Raw genomic sequence first — 22,732 nt, 5'->3', positions numbered from 1 at the left:
CTATTAAAAATTATAATTAATAATATAAGCTCCCATTTTTCCAGTTTCGTGAAATGGGATTTTTCTTTTATTACAAATGTTTTCCCAGTTTTTGATATATGATAGGTAGTTACTGCCATCAGCAATAATTTGTTTTGGCTTTAAAGAATCAATCAGTCGATTTAAGTTTATTTTTGGAGATTGCCGTAATAGTACATAATCTGGTTGAAATGTGTTGAGATTATACACCCCTAAACTATCAATTACTAAAAGTTTTTTGTTATTTAATAAATAAACAGATTTAATTGAAGTTTCTTCAATATGATTAATAAAATTCCCAATTTTATAATCTTCAATGGTATTATTGGTTTTTGAAATACTATCAATATCACTGGCAATTATTAAATGATGTTTCTTGTTGTTTCCCAAAAGTGTGTGTTTACTTTTATGAAAAACAATGAATTCATTTGTAGGTTTACTGTAATTCGTGAAAATTGCTATTCCTTGAAAAATTAAAATTGCGATTAAAAATAATCGCAATGAAGAATAGTTTCGCTTCAATATGAGGTGAACCAAAGTAATAATAACAAAGTATGAAGTTAGAAGGTATAAAAAATTAAAAGAGATTTCTTCAAAAAGAAAGGTTTTCATATTGGATATCCAGCTTACAAAATTAGTCATGCTACTTATAATAGATCCATATATGGTGGCTACAATATTTGGAAGTATACCTATTAGCGCCAATATAATAACAGTAATACCATAGAATAAGATAAAACCTAAAAAGGGAACAATTACCAAATTTGAAATAAAAAATAAGCTTGGGAATTGATTGAAATAATATAAAGTAATGGGTATAATGCCAAGTTGAGCAGCCATGGTTACGCTAAGTGTTTCCCAATATATTCTGATAAGTTTGTTTTTGGGCTTCCATAATTTAGTACAATAAGGTACTATACTCACTATAGCAAATACGGCCATGTAACTGAGCTGAAAGCCAACATCAAACAAAAATAAAGGTTTGAAAAGCAAAATAATAAATATGGAAATAGCCAGTGTATTATAAATATTGGTGGGTCTTTTTAAGTTTATTGCAATAGCCACAATACTAAACATTGTAACGGCTCGTGTGATAGAAGGAGATAAACCAGCAATAATAGCAAAGCTCCATAGAATAATAACCATTAAAACGCCCTTAACAATGTGTCCATGTTTAAAATGTTCAATAGGTTTAAAAATACGGTTTAGTATTAATAAAATAATTCCAATATGCAGGCCAGAAAGGGCTAAAATATGGATAACGCCAGCGTTAACATAATTTGAATAAACGGTTTCGCTTATATCTTGTCTTTGACCCAATAAAAGCGCATTTATTACAGCAAGTTCATCAGGCTTAAATGGGTAAGTTTTTAATTTGGAGTTGATATGACTTCGAATAGTGTTAGCAATGCCATATGTTGTATTAACAGGGTTTTCAACTTTATAAAGAGATGTTTTAGTAAGTGATAATTGACTGTAAATTTGCTTTTTCTTTAAATAGTTTTTATAATCAAATTGATTGGGGTTTAAAGGCGGACTAATATCTTTAAATACTGCTTTGCTAATAAAAGTAGCGTCTACATTTAAAGTAGGTTGAGTACTGTCTTTTTTTATATTTAATAAGGATTTTCCAGAGGTGTTTTTGCCGTCTATGTTTAAAATAGTAACAACATATTTTTCATAATAATTATTAGGTTTTAAAACTTCACGGATTTTAAATGTAACGGTTTTTAATAAATCAGTTTCATTTGCTATTTGGTGTGTGAAATGAATGGGGTGGTTTTTTTCATTATGAAATGTTTCCGTTAAAATTCCAATGGAAATCATGGTTAAATAAGCAGCAATACCAAACCAAATAGTTTTAACAAACTGTTTCTTTGCAAAAAGAAAACACCCACATAAAATAAGGAAAAATATACCTGTGATTGCAATAGAAGTATTTGCGGAAATATTAAAAAAATAACCAATAAGTATTCCTGTAACAAGAAAAAAAGTGAGTTTTATAATGGTAAAGTTTAGTAAACGCATACCATGGAAAGATATAAAAATATCTTATAAAATTCTACGTACTTCATGAAAAGCATTTTTCCAATACGACTCATTTAAGGAAGAAATAATAACGCCTGCGCTTGTTGTAGAGTGAATAAAATATATAGTATTATCTTTTATTTCAGTAACCAAGCCTACATGATTAATATCATTGCGGCGGTTTCTGGTTTTGAAAAACAATAAATCGCCTCTTAATGTTTGTTTTAATGTTATTTTTTTACCTCGTTTAGCCATATCTCTAGATATTCTAGGGAGAAAAATATCATAAGCCTTAAATGATTCAAAAACTAATCCAGAGCAATCCATTCCAGCTTTGGTTGTGCCACCCCATTTGTATTTTACACCTTCAAATTGTTTGGCATAATCAATAATATTTGTAGAAATTGATGCGTTTTTACCTGCAATTTCTGAATTAGAATGAGCACGTGTTGAAGTGTTGTATCCTGAAGAAATAATTTGTTTTGTTTTGTTGTCAGTCCTTTTATCAATAATAACTTTGGTAGAGGTATTGTTTTTAGCCTTTTTAGAAGATTTACAACTAACAAAACCAATAAATAAAATAAAAACAATAATAATTCTACTCATAAATAAACTAAGCTTGAAGGGATTTATAAATTAATTGAGCAGTTTTTTTACTAGCGCCTTTTCCGCCCAAGACTTTTTCTAATTCATAATAATGAATGAATAATTTTTCACGAATATCTGGATTTAAAATCTTTTCTAACTCGTTTTTAAGTCGCTTTTTATTGAAATCATTTTGAATAAGTTCAGTTACAACTTCTTTGTCCATAACTAAGTTTACTAACGAAATAAACTTTAAAGTTATTATGCGTTTAGCAATTTGATAAGAAATAGCGCTTCCTTTATAACATACTACTTGTGGGACTTTAAATAAAGCTGTTTCTAAAGTAGCAGTGCCAGAAGTTACTAAGGCTGCTGTAGAAATGCTCAATAAATCGTAAGTTTTGTTTGTTATAAATTTAACATGGTTGGATTTTATAAAAGACTCATAAAAAGTATAATCTTGACTTGGTGCACCAGCAATTACAAATTGATAATTTTTAAAATCATCTACCAAACTCAACATTACCGAAAGCATGTTTTTTATTTCCTGTTTTCTGCTGCCTGGTAATAATGCTATAATAGGCTTGTTGCCTAACTGGTGTTTTTCTCTAAAGCTAAATTCGTTTACTTGTTCTCTATTTGCAATGGCGTCTATAAGAGGGTGCCCAACAAAATGTACTTTATAATCGTGTTTTTTGTAAAAAGCCTCTACAAAAGGTAGAATTACATACATAGCATCAATGTCATGCTTAATTGCTTTTACGCGCTTTGCTCTAGAAGCCCAAACCTGTGGCGAAATATAATAGTGTGTTCTAAAATTTTGTTGTTTAGCCCATTTTGCTATGCGAAGATTAAAACCAGAATTATCAATAAAAATTATTACATCTGGCTTAAAATTTTTAATATCGTTTTTGCAAAGCGTGATGTCTTTGAAAATGGACGATAGATTTATTAATACTTCTATAAAGCCCATAAAAGCACGTTCTTTATAGTGTTTTACCAATGTGCCACCAACTGCTTGCATTAAATCGCCACCCCAAAATCTAAAATCAGCACTAACATCTTCCTTTTGTAGTGCCTTCATTAGGTTTGATCCATGTAAATCTCCCGATGCTTCGCCAGCTATAATGTAGTATTTCATGGTTTTAAGTTGTTAGTCATTGGTAACTGATATCAGTGACAGTTGAATTTTTTTCAGTTTAAAATATCTTAAATATAAACGTAAATACAGCTACAAAAATAGTAATCAATAAAACACCTCGGGCTTTATAATCTTGTTTCTTTTTTATAAAAATAAAAAAAGCTATTAAATTCAAAATAGCTCCTAAACTAATTAGTTTGCCTAAAAAACCTTCATTTGAGGCCGCTTTAATTACGGTTATAAAATCATCGCCATTTCCTAACAGAGTTGCTGCTAAATACAGCCCAATACTGTTAGCAATTAAACCAACTAATATACCTATAAAAATATCTTTTTTAATCATTTAAATCCCATGTATTTAAGTTTTGTATGCTATGGTGAGCAGTTAAATCAAACTGAATGGGTACCACTGATACATAATTATTGGTTAAAGCCCATTCGTCAGTGTCTTCTCCGTTATCTAAATTAACAAATTTTCCTGAAAGCCAATAATAATCACGCCCTTGTGGACTAATGCGTTTGTCAAATTTTTCTTCCCAGTTGGCTTTAGCTTGTCTGCAAATTTTAACGCCTTTTATCTCTTTCTGGTCTACATTTGGAATGTTCACATTAAGAACAACCCCTTTTGTTAAACCGTGTTTTAATACATTTTCTGTAATTAATTTAACATACTTTTTGCAAGCTTCAAAATTAGCATTCCAAGAATAATCTAAAAGTGAAAAACCAATAGATGGAATCCCTTCAATACCAGCTTCTAAAGCAGCACTCATTGTACCAGAATATATAACATTTATAGAGGAATTTGAACCATGGTTAATTCCAGAAACACAAATATCTGGACGTCTATCTAAAATTTCTTTAATTCCTAATTTAACACAATCAGCTGGCGTTCCGGAGCAGCTGTATTCATTGGTTTTTTTACCGTTAACTATTAAACGTTCTACATAAAGAGTGGAGTCGAGAGTTATGGCATGGCCCATTCCACTTTGTGGGCTGTCTGGAGCAACAACCACTACGTTGCCAATGGTTAGCATTACGTCAATTAAAGTTCTGATGCCTGGAGCATTGATGCCGTCATCATTGGTAACTAAAATTAATGGTTTCTTTGTCATAACTGTGCTTTCATAAAATCTCGCTAAAATACATAATTCCTTACATAATCCCCTTAATTCTTTGCTTTAACAAAAATTTAGCCTAACTTCATGTTTGTTGGCATGGTTTTTTCTCTATTTTAGTGAAAAATTATGCGTTAAATTTTATTTATTAATCGGTAATACCTTTAATTATCTCTAATAGATTTAATATGAAAAAAATTATGAAGAGGAATCACATTGTATTGTTGTTGGTGCTATTATTAGCCTTTGCGTCATGCAGTTTTACTACAAAAAAATTTACAGATCCCAATAGAGACAAATTGTTAGTTCAAGTAATTACCTATGTTTTGGAACAAGGTCATTTTGATCCTATTAATTTGGATGATACATTTTCAGAAGAATTGTTTGCAGATTATATAGAAAAAATAGATCCAGTAAAACGTTATTTTTATGAGTCTGATATAAAAGAATTTGAAAATTATAAAACAACTTTAGACGATCAATTAAAAGCATACGATATTACGTTTTTTAATGTAACCCATGAGCGCATGTTAAAGCGTATTGCAGAAGCTAAGGAAATCTATAAAGAAGTTTTGTCTAAACCTTTTGATTATACTAAAGTAGAATTTTTTGATACAGATTATGAGAATACGGGTTTTGCTAAGAATAGAGAAGAGATGGTTGAGCGGTGGAGACAACAACTAAAGTTCTCTACCCTTACAAATTATGACGATATTTTTACAGAGGAAAAAAATAAGAAAAAAAAGGATGATACTTACGTTATGAAAACGGAAGCTATCATTGAAAAAGAAGCTCGTGAAGCAACATTTAAATCGATTGATATTTATTTTAATGATAGTATAGAGGATTTATCTCGTGAAGATTGGTTTGCAGAATATGTAAATACCATTGTGGAGGAGTTTGATCCCCATACGTACTATTTACCTCCTCGCGGAAAAGAAGCTTTTGATATGCGAATGTCTGGTAAATTAGAAGGTATCGGTGCAAAATTACAGAAACGTATGGACTATATTAAAATAGTAGAATTGATTTCTGGTGGTCCAGCATGGAGAAGTAAAGAATTAGAGGTTGAGGATGTTATTCTTAAAGTAAAACAAGAAGATGAGGAGCATCCAGTTAGTATTGTAGGAATGCGTATAGATGACGCTATTAAATACATAAAAGGTCCTAAAGGAACTAAGGTAACCTTAACTATTAAAAAAGTAGATGGAACTATTGAAGATGTAGTCATTATTAGAGATGTAGTAGAGCTGGGTGAAACATATGCCAAAGCATCTATTGTTGAAAAAAACAACATGAAATTTGGGGTTATTAACTTGCCTGCTTTTTATGTTGATTTTCAAGATTATAAGAACTTAAATGCGGCCATTGATGTTAAGCGAGAAATTGAAAATTTAAAATCTGAAGGGATGGAAGGTTTAGTGCTTGATTTGCGTAATAATGGAGGGGGTTCTTTGCCTGCGGTTGTAGATATGGCAGGGTTGTTTATTAAAGATGGTCCTGTTGTACAAGTGCGTTCTACTGGTGAGCCTAAAGAGGTTTTGAAAGATAGAGATAAATCAATTGCTTGGGATGGTCCATTGGTTATTTTAGTGAATGAATTATCGGCTTCAGCTTCTGAAATTATGGCTGCAGCTATGCAAGATTATAAGCGAGCTATAGTTATTGGTAGTAAGCAAACTTATGGAAAAGGCACAGTTCAAAATGTGTTGAATCTTAATAATTTAGTTAGTAATAATACCAGTGGCGATTTAGGTGCTTTGGCATTAACTACTCAAAAATATTATAGAATTAATGGGGGTTCTGTTCAGTTGGAAGGTGTTAAAAGTGATGTTACTGTTCCTGGGCGTTTTAGTTTTATTAATGTAGGAGAAAAGGATAAAGATAATCCGTTGCCTTGGGATGAAATTGATGCTGCTGATTATGAAGTCTGGGAAAACTATTTTGATTATAATACTGCGGTAAGTAATAGTACTGCTCGTATGCAGAATAATAGTCAATTGAAGTTGATTGAAGAAAATGCAAAATGGGTGAAAAGCAAGATTGATGACACTATGGTAAGTTTAAATTATAAAACTTATAAAGAACAAATAGCTTTAAATGAAGAGGAAGCAAAGCGTTTTGATAGTATTTCAGATTATAAATCTAACTTAACTTTTAATTCTCTTAATTATGAAAAAGCACTTTTTGAAAAGGATACAACCGATTTAAGGGAAAAACGTGAACGTTGGCATGAAAGTTTGAGTCATGACGTTTATATTGAAGAAGCTTTAAATGTTTTAGAAGATTTAAAAGCTACTTCAAGGGTTGGAAAAGTGGCAACCGTAAAAAAATAGTAATATCAATGAGTAATCAATCAGGCTCATTAAAACAATTAGCGCTCCAAAAGTTTAAGAAGAACTTTTGGGGCGTTTTTAGTTTGTGGTTTATTGTTTTAGTAGGTTTGGTTTCTGTATTTGCTTATGTTTTTGCACCTGATAATTCTCAGTATGCCAATCAGATGCATTTATCAATACATTCCAAAAAACCTGGTTTTACAGTAAAAATGCTTACTATTCCTTCTGGTTTAAAAACGCAACAAAACAGTTTTGATAGAATCTTTTTTGGAAAAAAAAATAACAATACTGAAATTCCAATTATGGATTATAGAGTTGATAATAATCAATTAATCTACACAGAGTATGCATCTGATGGCTTGGTAGGCAACGTAAAAACTATAGATTTAAAAGTTTTTCCAAATAATGCTGTTGATGATTTTATAAACGAAAAAACCTTTATTTTTGGTACTGATAAATACGGTCGCGATTTATTAAGTCGTGTTTTGGTTGGAGCTAGAATTTCTTTTTTTATAGGTTTTGTGGCCGTTTTTATATCGCTGATTATTGGCGTTTTTATGGGGAGTGTTGCTGGGTATTTTGGAGGTAAAATAGATGCTATTATTATGTGGATTATTAATGTTACTTGGTCTATTCCAACGTTGTTGTTGGTTATTGCTATTACCTTGGCATTAGGGAAGGGCTTTTGGCAAGTATTTATTGCTGTGGGTTTAACCATGTGGGTAGAAGTGGCAAGAGTGGTGCGTGGGCAAATAATTAGTGCTAAAGAAATGCAATATATTACTGCTGCCAGAGCATTAGGTTATAACCATTTTAGAGTCATTACAAAGCATATTTTACCAAATATTATGGCCCCAGTTATTGTTATATCGGCTGCAAATTTTGCAGCAGCTATCTTAATTGAAAGTGGTCTTAGTTTCTTAGGTATTGGAGCTCAGCCACCTATGGCAAGCTGGGGTGCTATGATTAAAGATCACTATAATTATATTATTTTAGGGAAACCCTATTTAGCCTTAATACCGGGATTGTGTATTATGAGTTTAGTAATGGCTTTTATGTTGATTGGGAATGCGTTACGGGATGCGTTGGATGTTAAAGGGTGAAAATTTTAATTTATATGGTTAGGTTTGCTATTCATTATTAGTTTTTTATTTTTATAAAAGTGTGTAATGGTAATGTTTTACACAATTCAAATAGAATCCAACTTCATATTTTCATTTAGTTCTTCAATATACCCCAAAACGTCATCCTGTCCAACGCCATTGGAAGATGAGGTGATGAAGTAATTAGGCATCTCTTCCCAACTTTCTAATAGAATAGTTTGATAGTCATTAACATGTTTTTTAATAGCCATTGGTTTTAGTTTGTCTGCTTTGGTGAAAATAATAGAAAATGGAATACCATGTTCACCTAACCATTGCATGAATTCTAAGTCTATAGGTTGTGGGTTGTGCCTAATATCGACTAACACAAAAGCTGTTACAAGTTGTTCACGAAGATTAAAATATTGAGTAATAAATTTTTGAAAGGTTTTTTTTGAACTTTTTGAAACTCGGGCATAACCATAACCTGGTAAATCAACTAAATGCCAGTTTTTATTAATTAAAAAATGATTAATAAGTTGTGTTTTTCCTGGCCTTCCAGAAGTTTTTGCTAAGCTTTTACGGTTGGTTAGCATGTTGATGAGCGATGATTTTCCTACATTACTTCTGCCTATAAAAGCATATTCTGGCAATCTGCTTTTCGGACATTTTTCAACATCAGAATTGCTCATTATAAACTCGGCAGACTTAATTTTCATGACAATAATTTTTTGTCATTCCTATGTGTTCAGTACATATAGTGTTACTGAATAAGGAAATCTCATTTATTGAACTTTAATTCACCTACTACAGCGTTAGTAAAAGTTGTAGGCGGATTTGATTTTTTTATTAGAATTTTCTTTTTTGTAACCATTCACCCATAATCTGGTTAAATTCTTCAGGATGTTCCATCATAGCAGCATGTCCACATTTATCTATCCAAAACAATTCAGAATCAGGTAAAAGTTCATTAAATTCTTTAGCAACTTCAGGAGGTGTTACATTATCGTTTTTACCCCAAATAATACATGTTGGAGTAGGCATTTTTGGTAAGTCATCAGACATGTTGTGTCTAATAGCGCTTTTTGCAATTGCTAATGTTTTAATTAATTTATTTCGGTCGTTTACCGTTTCGTAAACTTCATCAACTATTTCTTTGGTAGCTACAGCAGGATCGTAAAAAACATCTTGAGCTTTCTTTTTTATAACTTCATAATCGCCACGTTTGGTGTAGCCGTTTCCCATTGCACTTTCATAAAGTCCTGAACTTCCTGTTATAATAAGGGCTTTAACTCGTTTAGGGTATAATTTGGTATGATATAAACCGATATGTCCACCTAAAGAATTTCCTAATAAAATAACTTCGTCAAGCTCTTTAAATTCTATAAAGTCATGTAGGTATTTTGCGAAATTTTTTACATTGGTTTTTATTAAAGACATTGTGTAAAGCGGTAGCTCAGGAACAATTACCTGATATCCTTTTTTGCTAAAAAACTCAATTACAGAATTAAAGTTGCTTAAGCCTCCCATAAGTCCGTGTAAAACAATAATTGGTGTGCCTTCACCTGCCTCAATATAGCTGTAATTATTTTCTTTTTTTAAACTGTGCGTCATTAATTACTTCAGTAAGTTCAATAAAAACAAATATAGGTATTTCATTCATAACTCCCTCACTTTAATTAATGCTTCATATTAAATGTTTAGTAGATAATTATTAACAGTTTTTAAATATAAAAAACAATGGGTTGTAATTGCTTGATATTCAATTAAAAAAGGGTTTAACGTATTTTTTTAAGTGAAATTAAGAGGTTGTTAGTTGAAAAATTATTAACAAAGTGTAGTAAAGTGGTAAAATGTGGTAATATTTTCAATATCTTTGAGACTTAATCTAAAAAGTAGTTAAATAACCGATTTTGAACACGTTAATAGGAACATATGATTGTAAAGTGGATGCCAAAGGCAGGCTTATGTTGCCTAGTGGCATGCAAAAACAATTGGATTCTATTTTAGAATCAGGGTTTGTATTGCGTCGTTCGGTATTTCAGCCTTGTTTGGAATTGTATCCCATGGAGGAGTGGCAGATTTTGATGCGGAAAATGAATAAGTTGAATAAATTTAAAAAGAAAAACAATGACTTTATTCGTCGTTTTAGCGCCGGAGCCAGAATTGTGGAAGTGGATAAAAGTGGGCGTTTGTTGATTCCGAAAGATTTAACAGTTTTTGCTGGGATTTCAAAAAATATAGTGATTTCTCCAGCAATCAATATTATTGAGATCTGGGATAAAGATAAGTATGAACAAGCCATTGATGATGCTACAGGCGATTTTGCCGATTTAGCAGAAGAGGTAATGGGACAAGATGACGATGAAGATGGAATATCATAACCCTGTATTGTTGAAGGAAACCGTTGATGGGTTGAATATTAAAGAGGATGGCGTTTATGTGGATGTTACTTTTGGTGGTGGCGGACATAGTAGAGAAATATTAAATCGATTAGGTGGAAAAGGTAAATTATTTGCTTTTGACCAAGATTTAGATGCTCTTGGAAATACAATTGAGGATGTTAGGTTTCAATTAATTAATGAAAACTTTAGGTATATAAAACGATTTTTAAGGTTTTATGGTGTTAAGAAAGTAGATGGTATATTGGCGGATTTTGGAGTGTCTTCTCATCAGTTTGATGTAGCTGAGCGAGGTTTTTCTACGCGTTTTGAAGCTGATTTGGATATGAGGATGAATCAACAAAGTGAATTATCTGCATTTAATGTGGTTAATGATTATGAGGAAGAACAATTAAAACAAGTATTGTTACAGTATGGCGAGTTAAGAGCTGCGCCAGCTATGGCAAAACTCATTGTAGAGCATAGAAAAGATGGTCCGGTTAAAACAAGTAATCAATTAAAAAAAGTATTGCAGAAGTTTTTGCCACCTAGACATGAGAATAAGGTATTGGCTCAAATATATCAAGCCATTCGGATAGAAGTAAATCAGGAAATTGAAGCTTTGAAAGAGTTTTTAGAGCAAACTCCGGAGTTGCTGAATGATGGTGGAAGATTAAGTTTTATATCCTACCACTCTTTAGAAGATAGGTTAGTAAAGCGTTTTATAAGAAATGGGTTGTTTGAAGGGGAGCCAGAGCGTGATGTATTCGGAAATTTTGAAGTGCCTCTAAAAAAAGTCAACGGACTCATAGTGCCGAGTAAAGAGGAAATAAAATTAAATAACAGAGCAAGAAGTGCAAAACTTCGGATAGCTGAAAAATTATAATACTGGTTGCTAGGTGAAGGTTGGTTTTGATGGTTGAGTAACCTGTGTGGAGTTGAAGTAAGTTGAAGCTATAATTTAAAATGAAATGAAAAAAAATATTTATAGCATATTAAAAGGAACATTTTTAGTAAGCGATGATTCTTTTAAAAATTGGAGAGGGATTATTTTTATTTCTGTTTTAGCTATAATAATGATTGCAAGTTCACATAGTGCCGATAAAAAAGTATATGATATTGCAAGATTAAATAATGAAGTAAAGGAGATGCGATCAGCATTTGTTGATGGTCGATCCAAATTAATGCGGCTCAAAATGGAATCGGCAGTCGTAAAAAAAATGAAAAAAAAAGGCTTGGCGCCCTCGGTAATTCCGCCAAAAAAGATAAAAGTTAAATCCCAAAATTAAAGTTCAGTCTTGGCAATAAGTGAGAAGAACATATTAAACCGATTGTATTTTATAGCAGGATGTATGTTCATCTTCGGGCTTCTTGTGTTGTTCAAATTAGTGAATATACAGTTTGTAGAGGGTGAAAAATATCGAGCTATGGCAAGTGAGCGTGTGGTTAAAGATGTAACCATTCCAGCCAACAGGGGAAATGTGTATTCAGTAAATGGTAATTTATTAGCAACTTCTATACCTAAATATGATATTCGTTTGGATGCGCTTACTCCGTCAAGTAAGGTGTTTGAAGAAAATCTAAAACCATTGTCTGATTCGCTTTCTAAATATTCAGGAAAGTCTTCAGGTTATTATCAAAAAGCTATTAGAAAAGCAAGAGCTAATAAAAATAGGTATTATTTGTTGGCAAGAAACATTGGCTATTCAGATTATATACGCATACGAAATTTTCCGTTGTTAAAATTAGGGGCCTTCAAAGGAGGGTTGATTGTTGAGCAAACAACAAAGCGGGAGCATCCTATGGGAGGTATTGCACAGCGAACAATTGGTTATGAACGTACTGATGAAGATGGTAATGTAACACGCCCAGGTATTGATGGAGCCTATGGTATTAAGTATTTACGGGGTGTGGATGGGAAACGAAAAAAACAGCAAATAGGTAAAGGGCAATGGAAGCCTTTAAACGATGCTAATGAAATTGAGCCTAAAGATGGCTATGATATTTATACTACAATAGATGTTAATATTCAAGATATTGCTCATCATGCGCTTTTAATGCAATTGGAAGAGTATGAGGCAGAGCATGGTTGTGTGGTGGTAATGGAGGCTAAAACAGGTGAGATTCGAGCAATTTCCAATTTAGGTAGAAATGAAAACGGACATTATTATGAACGCTTAAATTACGCGGTGGGTGAAGCGCATGAACCCGGATCTACATTTAAGGTCATGTCTATGATGGCAGCCTTGGAGGATAAAGTTGTAGATACAGCAACCGTTATTGATACAAAATTAGGTTATAAACAATTTTATGGGCGTGGTATTTATGATACTCATGGTCATGGGAAAATTTCAGCAGCAAGAACGTTGGAAGTGTCTTCTAATATTGGTATAGCAACTATTATAGATGAAGGGTACTCAGAAAGGCCTCAAAAATTTATAGACCGTTTACATGATTGGAAATTAGATAAACCCTTAGGGTTAGCAATTATAGGAGAAGCAAAACCAGTGATACCGCAACCAGGAGATAAAATTTGGAGTAGAAACGCGCTGCCTTCTATGGCGTATGGGTATAATCTAAAGTTGACACCTTTGCAAACTTTAACATTTTATAATGCTATTGCAAATAATGGAGTTATGGTAAAGCCTCGGTTTATCAGGGAAGTAAAAGAATTAGATAAGGTAATAGAGACTTTTGAAAAAGATGTTGTTGTAGAGAAAATTTGCTCGGATAAAACTTTAAAAGAAATTCAAGATATTTTAAAAAATGTGGTAGATCGAGGTACGGGTAACTCTTTGTATTCTCCATACTTTTCTATGGCAGGAAAAACAGGAACTGCACAAACAGAATATTGGATGAAAGATTGGAAAGAAAATAGACGCTATATTTCTTCGTTTGCAGGTTATTTCCCCGCAGATAATCCTAAATATTCATGTATTGTTGTTATTCATAAGCCTAGTGTTAAAAAAGGGTATTATGGTGCTGATGTTACAGGTCCAGTATTTAAAAAAATTGCTCAAAAAATATTCACAGACACGCCTATTATAGATGAAGTTGAAAGCCTTGAAGTGAAAAACGCTTCGGCTGAAAAAGAGTATGAGAGGTATTATAATATAGCTCAGAATTACAAAACAATTATGCCAAGTGTAGTGGGGTTGCCAGTGATGGATGCAATGGCATTATTAGAAAACATGGGGCTGCAAGTAAAAATTGAGGGTGTTGGCCTTGTGCAAACTCAATCTGTGAATAAAGGTGAGAAAGTAAAGAAAAATGAAATTATTATTTTGAAAAATTCATGAATGTATTAAAAGACATACTTTATAAAGTTCCAATTAACGCTGTTGTTGGTAATACAAGTGTTGCTATTAATGCGATTCATTTTGACTCAAGGCGCGTTGTTGAAAATGACATGTTTGTAGCAATTAAAGGAAGTGTAGTGGATGGTCATAAATATATAGGTAAAGCTTTGGAAAATGGTGCGAATACCATTGTTTGTGAAGAGCTTCCAGACGAGTTGAATGCTGGGATAACCTATGTGGAAGTTGTATGTGCAAGTCAAGCATTGGCTTTTATGGCTGCGAATTATTATGGCACGCCTTCTGAAAACCTGAAACTAATTGGGGTTACTGGTACAAATGGAAAAACAACCATTGCTACATTATTGTGTCAATTGTTTAAAAAAGCTGGATATAAAGTAGGGTTGCTTTCTACGGTTAAAATAATGGTAGATGAAAAAGAATATAAAGCTACGCATACCACTCCAGATTCTGTTACTATTAATAAGTATTTAAAAGAAATGAATGATGAGGGTGTGGAGTTTTGCTTTATGGAGGTGAGTTCGCATGGTATTCATCAGAATAGAACGGAAGGGCTTCATTTTGTAGGTGGTGTTTTTACAAATTTGTCTCACGATCATTTAGATTATCATGAAACCTTTGCGGAATATAGAGATGTAAAAAAATCATTTTTTGATAAGTTGCCAAAAGAAGCATTTGCTATTGTGAATGCAGATGATAAAAATGGCTTGGTGATGCTTCAGAATACAAAAGCACGAAAATGTACCTATGCATTAAAAAATTACGCTAATTATAAAGCGCAGATTTTAGAAAATCAGTTTAGTGGATTGCTATTAAAAGTTAATGAAAGTGAAGTTTGGACACGTTTAATTGGAAATTTTAATGCTTACAATGTATTAGCTATCTATGCTACTGCGGAGTTATTAGGGTTAGAAAAAGTAGAAATACTTCGATTGATTAGTGAATTAGTAAGTGTGAGTGGGAGATTTCAATATCTAATTTCTGATGAAAAAATAACTGCAATTGTTGATTATGCTCATACGCCAGATGCTTTGCAAAATGTATTAGAAACCATTAATAGTATTCGTACTAAAAATGAAACACTAATTACAGTAGTAGGTTGTGGAGGCGATAGAGATAAAACTAAGCGACCAAAAATGGGACGCATTGCTTCAGCTTTAAGTTCCAAAGTTATTTTTACAAGTGATAACCCAAGAAGCGAAGTTCCTGAAACTATTATTGAAGAGATTGAGAAAGGTGTAGAGCCTCAAAATTTTAAAAAAATACTTTCAATAGTGGATAGAAAACAAGCTATTAAAACTGCTTGTCAATTAGCTCAACCCAATGATATTATACTCATCGCAGGAAAAGGTCATGAAACTTATCAAGAAATTAAAGGAGAGCGTTTTGATTTTGATGATTATAAAATAGTACAGGAGTATTTAAAACAATTAGAAAAATAATCAAAGACACTGAGATTGGTCTAAGTGTAGTTAGTAAAGAAATAATAAAATAATGTTATTCAGAGCATAGCCGAAGAATTTCAATAAAAAAAGACGATGTTATATTATTTATTTGAATATTTAGAAAAGGAATTTCAATTTCCTGGAGCTTCACTCTTTGGGTTTTTAACGCCCAGAGCTGCTTTTGCCATGATTTTGTCTTTGTTGATTTCTACTATTTATGGAAAACGTATTATTCGTTTTTTACAACGTCAACAAGTTGGTGAAACTATTAGAGATTTAGGCTTAGATGGGCAACAAGAAAAAGCAGGAACGCCAACAATGGGAGGGCTTATTATCATTATGGCAACACTTATACCTGTGTTGTTGTTGGCTAAATTGGAAAATATTTATATCATACTATTGATTGTTACAACAGTTTGGATGGGGGTTATCGGATTTATAGACGATTATATTAAAAAGTTCAAACAAGATAAAGATGGTTTAAAAGGGCGTTTCAAAATATTGGGGCAAATTGGGCTTGGTGTTATAGTGGGGACAACTTTGTTTTTTCATCCAGAGGTTACTATAAAAGAAAAGTTACCGTTGGAACAGCGACAAGCTTTGTTGGCGGAAAACCCAAAGATTGAGCCGGCGAAATTGTTTGAAAGTGAAATAAAATCAACTAAAACAACCATTCCTTTTGTAAAGGAAAACGAGTTTGAATACTCAAAATTAATTACGTGGATAAGTTCAGACTTAGAAAAGTATGCTTGGATTGTTTTTCTTTTGGCTGTTATTATTATAATCACAGGTGTATCAAACGGAGCTAATCTTACAGATGGTATTGATGGATTGGCAGCAGGTACATCGGCAATTATAGCACTCACTTTAGGAATTTTTGCTTGGTTATCGGGTAATATTATTTTTTCTGATTTTCTCAATATCATGTATATCCCTCGTGTAGAGGAAATCACTATTTATATTGCTGCTTTTGTGGGAGCGTTAATCGGTTTTTTGTGGTATAACACATATCCAGCACAAGTATTTATGGGAGATACAGGGAGTTTGACTATTGGGGGTATTATAGCAGTTATTGCTATTGCTGTCCGTAAAGAATGGCTGATTCCTGTGTTGTGCGGTATTTTTGTTGCCGAAAATTTATCGGTGATTATGCAAGTGGGTTGGTTTAAATATACCAAGAAAAAATATGGTGAAGGTAGGCGCATATTTAAAATGTCGCCTTTACATCATCACTATCAAAAAATAGGATATCACGAAAGTAAAATAGTAACACGTTTTTGGATTATTGGCATATTACTGGCAATTTTATCAATAGTTACATTGAAAATAAGATAATGATTTTTTGTGCCAAATCAGCTTGTCTTGAGAACAAGTTGATTGAAGCAAGTTTAATGAAATGAAAACAGAATGACAAAACACAGATTAGTCGTATTAGGAGGTGGAGAAAGTGGTGTTGGTGCAGCGCTTTTAGGACAGAAAAAAGGCTATGATGTTTTTGTATCAGATAAAGGAAAAATTAAGGATAACTATAAAGAAGTTCTTATACATAATGAGATTGAATGGGAAGAAGAGCAGCATACTGAATCTAAAATTCTGAATGCAGATATTGTAATGAAAAGTCCTGGAATTCCAGATAAAGCTCCTTTAGTAAAACAGATACGGGATAAGGGTGTTTTGGTGGTTTCAGAAATTGAATTTGCTTCCAAATTTACAACAGCAACCATTGTTGGTATTACAGGTAGTAATGGAAAAACAACTACAGCAACTCTAACGCATCACTTATTAAAGCAGGAGTTAGAAGTTGGTTTGGCGGGAAATATTGGAGATAGTTTTGCTAAGCAAGTTTTAGAAAAAAACCATCCCAATTACGTGTTGGAAATAAGCAGTTTTCAATTAGATGATATTATTGGTTTTAAGCCTAAAATAGCAGTGTTGACTAATATTACTCCTGATCATTTGGATAGATATGATTATCAATTTGAAAATTATATCATTTCAAAATTTAGAATTGCAGAAAATCAGACAAAAGAAGATTATTTAATTTATGATGCAGATGATGAAGCTATTGTAAATCATTTAAAAAAGCACCCGGTTCAATCCACATTATTGCCATTTTCATTAGTAAAAACAATAGAAAATGGTGCGTGTTTAGATAAAGAGAATATAAAAATAACCATAGATAATAATCAAATAATTATGCCGACAGCAAAACTTGCATTAGAAGGAAAACACAATATTAAAAATGCTATGGCGGCTTCAACCGTAGCGCATTTATTGAAAATAAGAAAGCAAACCATTAGAGAGAGTTTGGAAAATTTTCAAGGGGTGGAACATAGATTGGAACATGTAGTAAAAATAAATAAAGTGCAGTATATCAATGATTCTAAAGCTACCAATGTTAATGCAACCTACTATGCTTTAGAAAGTATGGATGCACCAACGGTTTGGATTGTAGGAGGGGTTGATAAGGGGAATAATTATGAAGAGCTGTTTTCCTTTGTAAACGAAAAAGTAAAAGCGGTTATTTGTTTGGGGGTTGATAACGAAAAACTTATTGACACCTTTGGTAATATGGTTGATGTTATTGTTGAAACACAGTATATGAGTGAAGCTGTAAAAATTGCTTATAAAATTGCTGAAGCTGGCGATAATGTGTTATTGTCTCCTGCTTGTGCAAGTTTTGATTTGTTTGAAAATTATGAAGATAGAGGACGTCAATTTAAAAATGCAGTAAGAAACTTGTAAATAAAATTGAAAAGAAAAATATCAAACGGAGTTTGTTGAAGTGTTTTATGTGTTATAAAAAATAAAACAAACAGCGATTAGTTAAGTAAAAAGAAAATTGTTGGGAAGTAATTATAAGGATGCAAACATTATTTAAAAACATAAAAGGAGATCGGTTAATTTGGGCTATAGTTGCTTTATTGGCTATTTTGTCGTTTTTGCCAGTATATAGTGCGGCTAGTAATTTAGCTTATAGAGGTAGTGATGGTAATACTTTTGGGTTTTTTGTAAAACATTTTATGCATTTACTTTTAGGTTTTGTTATTATGTATGGGGTTCATAAAGTGCCGTATAGGTATTTTAAAGGGTTGTCATTAATAATGATTCCTGTGGTTTTAGTGTTGTTGGGGGTTACAATGTTGCAAGGAACAACTATTGAAGGGGCTAATGCTAGTAGGTGGATTCAAATTCCAATTGTAGGTATGTCATTTCAAACATCAACTTTAGCATCTGTTGTGCTTATGGTATATGTAGCAAGATACATGTCCAAAATTCAGGATAAAGATATTACGTTTAAAAATACTATTTTGCCGCTTTGGGCGCCAGTTTTTTTTGTACTGATACTCATTCTTCCAGCAAATTTTTCAACAGCAGCTATTATGTTTTTAATGGTTATTATGTTGGTTTTCTTGGGTGGCTATCCTATAAGGTATCTTGCAGTTATTTTAGGGTCTGGTGTTTTGGTGTTGTCATTATTTGTTTTAACAGCAAAAGCATTTCCAGATATTATGCCTAATAGGGTGGATACTTGGGTAAGTAGAATAGAAAGTTTTTCTAATGATGAGGTAACTGAAGCTGATTATCAAATTGAAAAAGCTAAAATAGCCATTGCATCAGGTGGTATTCAAGGGGTTGGACCTGGGAAAAGTATTCAAAAGAATTTTTTACCACAGTCTTCTTCAGATTTTATTTTTGCAATTATCATTGAAGAATATGGGTTGATTGGAGGTTTTGGATTGATGATTCTTTATATGTGGTTGCTTTTCAGAATTGTAATTGTGGCGCAAAAATCGGATACTATATTCGGCAAGCTATTGGTGTTAGGTGTCGGATTGCCAATTGTGTTTCAGGCCTTAATAAATATGGCGGTTGCTGTGGAGTTATTTCCAGTCACAGGGCAAACTTTGCCACTAATAAGTAGTGGAGGGACTTCCATTTGGATGACTTGTTTAGCGGTAGGTATCATTTTAAGTGTAAGTGCTAAAAGAGAAGAAATTAAAGAACAAGAAGAAATGGAAGAGAATCCTTTGGAAATTCTTTCTGAAGCTATATAAATATAAAGGGGTGAAATATCACACTAGGCGTTGTCTAAGTGTTTATTAAAAATAAGTGAATAACAAAAATAAAACATATAAAATCATTTTGTCTGGCGGAGGTACGGGAGGTCATATCTATCCAGCTATAGCCATTGCTAACGAGTTAAAATTGCGTATGCCAAATGCAGAATTTTTGTTTGTAGGGGCAAAGGATAGAATGGAAATGGATAAGGTGCCAGAAGCAGGGTATGCTATTAAAGGGCTTTGGATTTCTGGAATTCAGAGGAAACTGACTTTTAAAAATTTAATGTTTCCATTTAAATTGATACATAGTTTGTGGGGAGCAAGAAAAATTGTAAAAGATTTTAAGCCAGATGTAGCTATTGGAACAGGTGGGTTTGCTAGTGGACCACTACTTTATATGGCGGCTTTAAATAGGATTCCTAGTTTAATACAAGAGCAAAATTCTTACCCTGGAATAACTAATAAACTATTATCCAAAAAAGCACAAAAAATATGTGTGGCTTATGATGGATTGGAGCGATTTTTTCCAAAAGATAGAATCATAAAAACGGGAAACCCAGTGCGTCAGGGCTTATTGGATATTGATACTAAAACGGATGAAGCAAAAAACTTTTTCAATTTGAAACAAGGTAAGCATACGCTTTTAGTGTTAGGAGGTAGTTTAGGGGCTAAGCGAGTTAATGAATTAATAGAGAAAGAGCTGGATTTTTTAGACACTCAAAACGTACAGATTATTTGGCAATGTGGGAAGTTGTATTATCAGCAGTATAAAATATATAGCAATACTAAAAATGTTCAAGTTTATGAGTTTTTGAACAACATGGATTTGGCTTATGCTGCTGCAGATGTTATTATTTCAAGAGCTGGTGCAAGTTCTGTTTCAGAACTGTGTATAGTTGGTAAGCCTGTAATTTTTATACCATCACCTAATGTAGCTGAAGATCATCAAACAAAAAACGCAATGGCTGTAGTTGATAAAGAAGCAGCTTTGATAATAAAAGAAGAAGATTTAAATGCTGATTTTGAAAATAACTTTTCGCTATTAGTAGCATCACCAGAGAAGCAAAAACAATTAGGTAAAAATATAAAGAAACTCGCATTGGTAAATGCAACAAAGCAAATAGCTGATGAAGTTGAAAAACTTTTGAAAAATTAAAATGAATTTAAATAATATACATAATGTTTATTTTCTTGGTATCGGTGGTATAGGAATGAGTGCGCTTGCGCGTTATTTTCATGCTAATAAAAAGCAAGTAGCAGGATATGATAAAACTCAAACGGATATAACTGATGGTTTGGGGGTTTTGGGTATAGATATTCATTTTGAAGATGCCATTGAAAATATAAATACTACTTTTTTGAGTAAAGAGAATACGCTGATAGTGTATACGCCAGCCATTCCAAATGGACATAAAGAGTATCAATATTTTATAGATAATAGTTTTCAGGTTTTAAAACGGTCTCAGGTACTTGGTTTAATAACAGAAAACACCTTTTGTTTGGCTGTTGCAGGTACGCATGGTAAAACCACAACAACCAGTATTTTAGGGCATTTAATGTATGAGTGTAATGTGCCATTAACCGCTTTCTTAGGTGGTGTTTCTGAAAATTATAATTCTAATTTTATTGAAAATGGTACTAAAGTTTCAGTGGTTGAAGCTGATGAATTTGATAGGTCTTTCTTAACTTTATCTCCAGACATTGCATGTATCACGTCTATGGATGCAGATCATTTAGATATTTATGGTGATGCTTCAGAGGTAACGAGATCCTTTGAAGACTTTTCTAAAAAAGTGAAATCAACAGGAAAACTATTTGTTAGAAATGGCTTGCCGATAAAAGGGATAACTTATGGAATTGACGATGAGTCTGATTATTCTGTTAAAAATATAAAAATAGAAAATGGAAGCTATGTTTTTGATGTGAAAACACCAGAAACAATAATTGAAAATATACAATTTAACCTACCTGGTAGACATAATCTGTCGAATGCATTAATAGCCTTGGCGATGGCTGTAGAATACGGTTGCCCTCACTGGCAGCTCGCCAAAGCTTTAGCATCTTATAAGGGTGTGAAACGACGATTTACCTATCATATTAAAACTGAGGACTTTGTTTTTATTGATGACTACGCACACCATCCAGAGGAAATAAATGCAGTACATCAGGCGGTTAGGGAAATGTACCCTGATAAAAAAGTGTTAGCCGTTTTTCAGCCACATTTGTTTAGTAGAACGCGTGATTTTGTTGATGATTTTGCAAAAAGTTTATCACAATTTGATGAGGTTATATTATTAGATATTTACCCTGCAAGGGAATTGCCAATTGAAGGTGTAACATCATTGTGGTTATTAAATAAAATAGATAATAAAAATAAAAAAGTAGTTAGTAAAAAAGATTTACTGGCAGAGATACATGACAGTCGTTCTCAAATAGTTTTAACTATTGGGGCGGGAGATATAGGCGAAGAGGTGAAAAAAATTAAAAAAGAATTTACAGTTGAAAGTTAATTGGACCTACATAAAAATGATAATGTTATTGGGCTTGGTTGTCTTCTTATTTGCATTTGCTTCAAATAAAAATGGAGATAGAAAGGTGTCTGAAATTGCTATCAATTTTATAGGTGATAATAACCTTTTTGTTACCCATGAAAATGTTAGTAAATTGTTAATAGTAAATCAGGAAGGAGTTAAAAATAAAAGCAAAGAAACTTTAGCTTTGAATACTTTAGAAAATGCCCTGAATTCTAATCCAATGGTAAAATCAGCAGAAGTGTATGTTTCTGTTAATGGGGTGCTTACTGCTGATATAGAACAAAAAAGACCTATTGCAAGAGTTAGTACAAATGCGTCTTACTATATAGATGATGAAGGTTTTTATATGCCTTTATCTAAAAATTATTCCGCTAGAGTGCCACTGGTTACAGGTTATGTTGAAAAAAACAATTTAAAAAATGTTTTTACTGTAGCTCAAAAAATTGAGAAAGATTCATTCTTGAGGACTAATGTTATAGAAATTCATCAAAGTAATAATAATGAATTGTATCTAAAATTAAGACAATGCTCATTTTTAGTAAAATTAGGAAGCATCCATTTTTTAGATAAAAAAATAAATAATTTGAAAGCGTTTTATCAAAAAAACCTTAAAGAAAAGACATTGAATAATTATAGTAGAGTTAATTTACAATTTGACAACCAAGTCGTATGTACCAAAAAATAAA

20 protein-coding genes are annotated in these 22,732 nt (G+C 32.4%); 13 read left to right on the top strand and 7 right to left on the bottom strand.

The window, feature by feature from the left end; all coding sequences use genetic code 11:
• Positions 1-3: 3 nt before the first annotated feature.
• The 5 genes from APS56_RS08545 to surE are packed head-to-tail and all read right to left on the bottom strand — an operon-like array spanning position 4 to position 4,884.
• On the bottom strand, positions 4-2,046 hold the full coding sequence (locus APS56_RS08545) for a ComEC/Rec2 family competence protein (protein WP_054727184.1): 2,043 nt from the start codon (positions 2,044-2,046) through the stop codon (positions 4-6).
• A gap of 24 nt (positions 2,047-2,070) precedes the next feature.
• Complete coding sequence (locus APS56_RS08540) at positions 2,071-2,652, bottom strand: C40 family peptidase (RefSeq protein WP_054727182.1); 582 nt, start codon at positions 2,650-2,652, stop codon at positions 2,071-2,073.
• 7 nt (positions 2,653-2,659) lie between these two features.
• A complete protein-coding gene (gene lpxB, locus APS56_RS08535) occupies positions 2,660-3,772 on the bottom strand; it encodes a lipid-A-disaccharide synthase (protein ID WP_054727180.1) in 1,113 nt (370 codons plus the stop codon).
• Between the two features lie 58 nt (positions 3,773-3,830).
• Positions 3,831-4,115: a hypothetical protein gene (locus APS56_RS08530; RefSeq protein ID WP_054727178.1), complete on the bottom strand. Its 285-nt coding sequence runs from the start codon at positions 4,113-4,115 to the stop codon at positions 3,831-3,833.
• Entirely contained in the window at positions 4,108-4,884 is a 777-nt protein-coding gene (gene surE / locus APS56_RS08525) for a 5'/3'-nucleotidase SurE (protein ID WP_054727177.1), read from the bottom strand. Before surE ends, APS56_RS08530 begins: the two co-directional genes overlap by 8 nt.
• Before the next feature lie 203 nt (positions 4,885-5,087).
• On the opposite strand from surE, the gene APS56_RS08520 reads away from it, so the two are divergent.
• A complete protein-coding gene (locus APS56_RS08520) occupies positions 5,088-7,223 on the top strand; it encodes a carboxy terminal-processing peptidase (protein ID WP_054731283.1) in 2,136 nt (711 codons plus the stop codon).
• 8 nt (positions 7,224-7,231) lie between these two features.
• Positions 7,232-8,326 carry an ABC transporter permease gene (locus APS56_RS08515; RefSeq protein ID WP_054727175.1) on the top strand — a complete coding sequence of 365 codons (1,095 nt, stop codon included), beginning with the start codon at positions 7,232-7,234 and terminating at the stop codon, positions 8,324-8,326.
• An 86-nt stretch (positions 8,327-8,412) separates the two neighbouring features.
• On the opposite strand, the gene yihA is transcribed toward APS56_RS08515, so the two are convergent.
• Positions 8,413-9,024, bottom strand: a complete 612-nt coding sequence (gene yihA, locus APS56_RS08510; RefSeq protein WP_054727173.1) for a ribosome biogenesis GTP-binding protein YihA/YsxC — start codon at positions 9,022-9,024, stop codon at positions 8,413-8,415.
• 130 nt (positions 9,025-9,154) lie between these two features.
• Entirely contained in the window at positions 9,155-9,919 is a 765-nt protein-coding gene (locus tag APS56_RS08505) for an alpha/beta fold hydrolase (protein WP_054727172.1), read from the bottom strand.
• 299 nt (positions 9,920-10,218) lie between these two features.
• On the opposite strand from APS56_RS08505, the gene mraZ reads away from it, so the two are divergent.
• The 11 genes from mraZ (at position 10,219) to APS56_RS08450 (ending at position 22,731) form a co-directional block, all read left to right on the top strand.
• Positions 10,219-10,689 (top strand): division/cell wall cluster transcriptional repressor MraZ, encoded by a 471-nt coding sequence (gene mraZ, locus APS56_RS08500; protein ID WP_054727170.1) that lies wholly within the window; start codon positions 10,219-10,221, stop codon positions 10,687-10,689.
• Positions 10,676-11,572, top strand: a complete 897-nt coding sequence (rsmH, locus tag APS56_RS08495; RefSeq protein WP_054727169.1) for a 16S rRNA (cytosine(1402)-N(4))-methyltransferase RsmH — start codon at positions 10,676-10,678, stop codon at positions 11,570-11,572. Before mraZ ends, rsmH begins: the two co-directional genes overlap by 14 nt.
• A gap of 85 nt (positions 11,573-11,657) precedes the next feature.
• Positions 11,658-11,975, top strand: a complete 318-nt coding sequence (locus APS56_RS08490) for an FtsL-like putative cell division protein (protein WP_054727167.1) — start codon at positions 11,658-11,660, stop codon at positions 11,973-11,975.
• A gap of 63 nt (positions 11,976-12,038) precedes the next feature.
• Entirely contained in the window at positions 12,039-13,985 is a 1,947-nt protein-coding gene (locus APS56_RS08485) for a penicillin-binding protein (protein WP_054727165.1), read from the top strand.
• Positions 13,982-15,445, top strand: coding sequence for a UDP-N-acetylmuramoyl-L-alanyl-D-glutamate--2,6-diaminopimelate ligase (locus APS56_RS08480; protein WP_054727163.1), 1,464 nt, complete (start codon positions 13,982-13,984; stop codon positions 15,443-15,445). The genes APS56_RS08485 and APS56_RS08480 overlap by 4 nt, the downstream gene beginning before the upstream one ends.
• Before the next feature lie 96 nt (positions 15,446-15,541).
• Complete coding sequence (mraY, locus tag APS56_RS08475; protein WP_054727161.1) at positions 15,542-16,783, top strand: phospho-N-acetylmuramoyl-pentapeptide-transferase; 1,242 nt, start codon at positions 15,542-15,544, stop codon at positions 16,781-16,783.
• A gap of 72 nt (positions 16,784-16,855) precedes the next feature.
• Positions 16,856-18,193 (top strand): UDP-N-acetylmuramoyl-L-alanine--D-glutamate ligase, encoded by a 1,338-nt coding sequence (murD, locus tag APS56_RS08470; RefSeq protein WP_054727159.1) that lies wholly within the window; start codon positions 16,856-16,858, stop codon positions 18,191-18,193.
• A gap of 119 nt (positions 18,194-18,312) precedes the next feature.
• Positions 18,313-19,506 carry an FtsW/RodA/SpoVE family cell cycle protein gene (locus tag APS56_RS08465; protein ID WP_054727156.1) on the top strand — a complete coding sequence of 398 codons (1,194 nt, stop codon included), beginning with the start codon at positions 18,313-18,315 and terminating at the stop codon, positions 19,504-19,506.
• Positions 19,507-19,561: 55 nt separating this feature from the next.
• Positions 19,562-20,668, top strand: coding sequence for an undecaprenyldiphospho-muramoylpentapeptide beta-N-acetylglucosaminyltransferase (gene murG, locus APS56_RS08460; RefSeq protein ID WP_054727154.1), 1,107 nt, complete (start codon positions 19,562-19,564; stop codon positions 20,666-20,668).
• A 1-nt stretch (position 20,669) separates the two neighbouring features.
• Complete coding sequence (gene murC, locus APS56_RS08455; protein ID WP_054727152.1) at positions 20,670-22,022, top strand: UDP-N-acetylmuramate--L-alanine ligase; 1,353 nt, start codon at positions 20,670-20,672, stop codon at positions 22,020-22,022.
• A gap of 16 nt (positions 22,023-22,038) precedes the next feature.
• Complete coding sequence (locus APS56_RS08450) at positions 22,039-22,731, top strand: cell division protein FtsQ/DivIB (protein WP_349267470.1); 693 nt, start codon at positions 22,039-22,041, stop codon at positions 22,729-22,731.
• The last annotated feature ends 1 nt before the right edge of the window (position 22,732 follow it).

Origin of the sequence: Pseudalgibacter alginicilyticus, from assembly GCF_001310225.1 — a bacterium.
GTDB classification, from domain to species: domain Bacteria; phylum Bacteroidota; class Bacteroidia; order Flavobacteriales; family Flavobacteriaceae; genus Pseudalgibacter; species Pseudalgibacter alginicilyticus.
This window is presented reverse-complemented; position numbering and strand designations above follow the sequence as displayed.

Excerpts from the sequence above, each read along its gene's own strand:
- APS56_RS08545 (WP_054727184.1), bottom strand. The coding sequence starts at position 2,046 with ATGCGTTTACTAAACTTTACCATTATAAAACTCACTTTTTTTCTTGTT.
- APS56_RS08540 (WP_054727182.1), bottom strand. The coding sequence starts at position 2,652 with ATGAGTAGAATTATTATTGTTTTTATTTTATTTATTGGTTTTGTTAGT.
- lpxB (WP_054727180.1), bottom strand. The coding sequence starts at position 3,772 with ATGAAATACTACATTATAGCTGGCGAAGCATCGGGAGATTTACATGGA.
- APS56_RS08530 (WP_054727178.1), bottom strand. The coding sequence starts at position 4,115 with ATGATTAAAAAAGATATTTTTATAGGTATATTAGTTGGTTTAATTGCT.
- surE (WP_054727177.1), bottom strand. The coding sequence starts at position 4,884 with ATGACAAAGAAACCATTAATTTTAGTTACCAATGATGACGGCATCAAT.
- APS56_RS08520 (WP_054731283.1), top strand. The coding sequence starts at position 5,088 with ATGAAGAGGAATCACATTGTATTGTTGTTGGTGCTATTATTAGCCTTT.
- APS56_RS08515 (WP_054727175.1), top strand. The coding sequence starts at position 7,232 with ATGAGTAATCAATCAGGCTCATTAAAACAATTAGCGCTCCAAAAGTTT.
- yihA (WP_054727173.1), bottom strand. The coding sequence starts at position 9,024 with ATGAAAATTAAGTCTGCCGAGTTTATAATGAGCAATTCTGATGTTGAA.
- APS56_RS08505 (WP_054727172.1), bottom strand. The coding sequence starts at position 9,919 with ATGACGCACAGTTTAAAAAAAGAAAATAATTACAGCTATATTGAGGCA.
- rsmH (WP_054727169.1), top strand. The coding sequence starts at position 10,676 with ATGGAATATCATAACCCTGTATTGTTGAAGGAAACCGTTGATGGGTTG.
- APS56_RS08490 (WP_054727167.1), top strand. The coding sequence starts at position 11,658 with ATGAAAAAAAATATTTATAGCATATTAAAAGGAACATTTTTAGTAAGC.
- APS56_RS08485 (WP_054727165.1), top strand. The coding sequence starts at position 12,039 with ATGTTCATCTTCGGGCTTCTTGTGTTGTTCAAATTAGTGAATATACAG.
- APS56_RS08480 (WP_054727163.1), top strand. The coding sequence starts at position 13,982 with ATGAATGTATTAAAAGACATACTTTATAAAGTTCCAATTAACGCTGTT.
- mraY (WP_054727161.1), top strand. The coding sequence starts at position 15,542 with ATGTTATATTATTTATTTGAATATTTAGAAAAGGAATTTCAATTTCCT.
- murD (WP_054727159.1), top strand. The coding sequence starts at position 16,856 with ATGACAAAACACAGATTAGTCGTATTAGGAGGTGGAGAAAGTGGTGTT.
- APS56_RS08465 (WP_054727156.1), top strand. The coding sequence starts at position 18,313 with ATGCAAACATTATTTAAAAACATAAAAGGAGATCGGTTAATTTGGGCT.
- murC (WP_054727152.1), top strand. The coding sequence starts at position 20,670 with ATGAATTTAAATAATATACATAATGTTTATTTTCTTGGTATCGGTGGT.
- APS56_RS08450 (WP_349267470.1), top strand. The coding sequence starts at position 22,039 with ATGATAATGTTATTGGGCTTGGTTGTCTTCTTATTTGCATTTGCTTCA.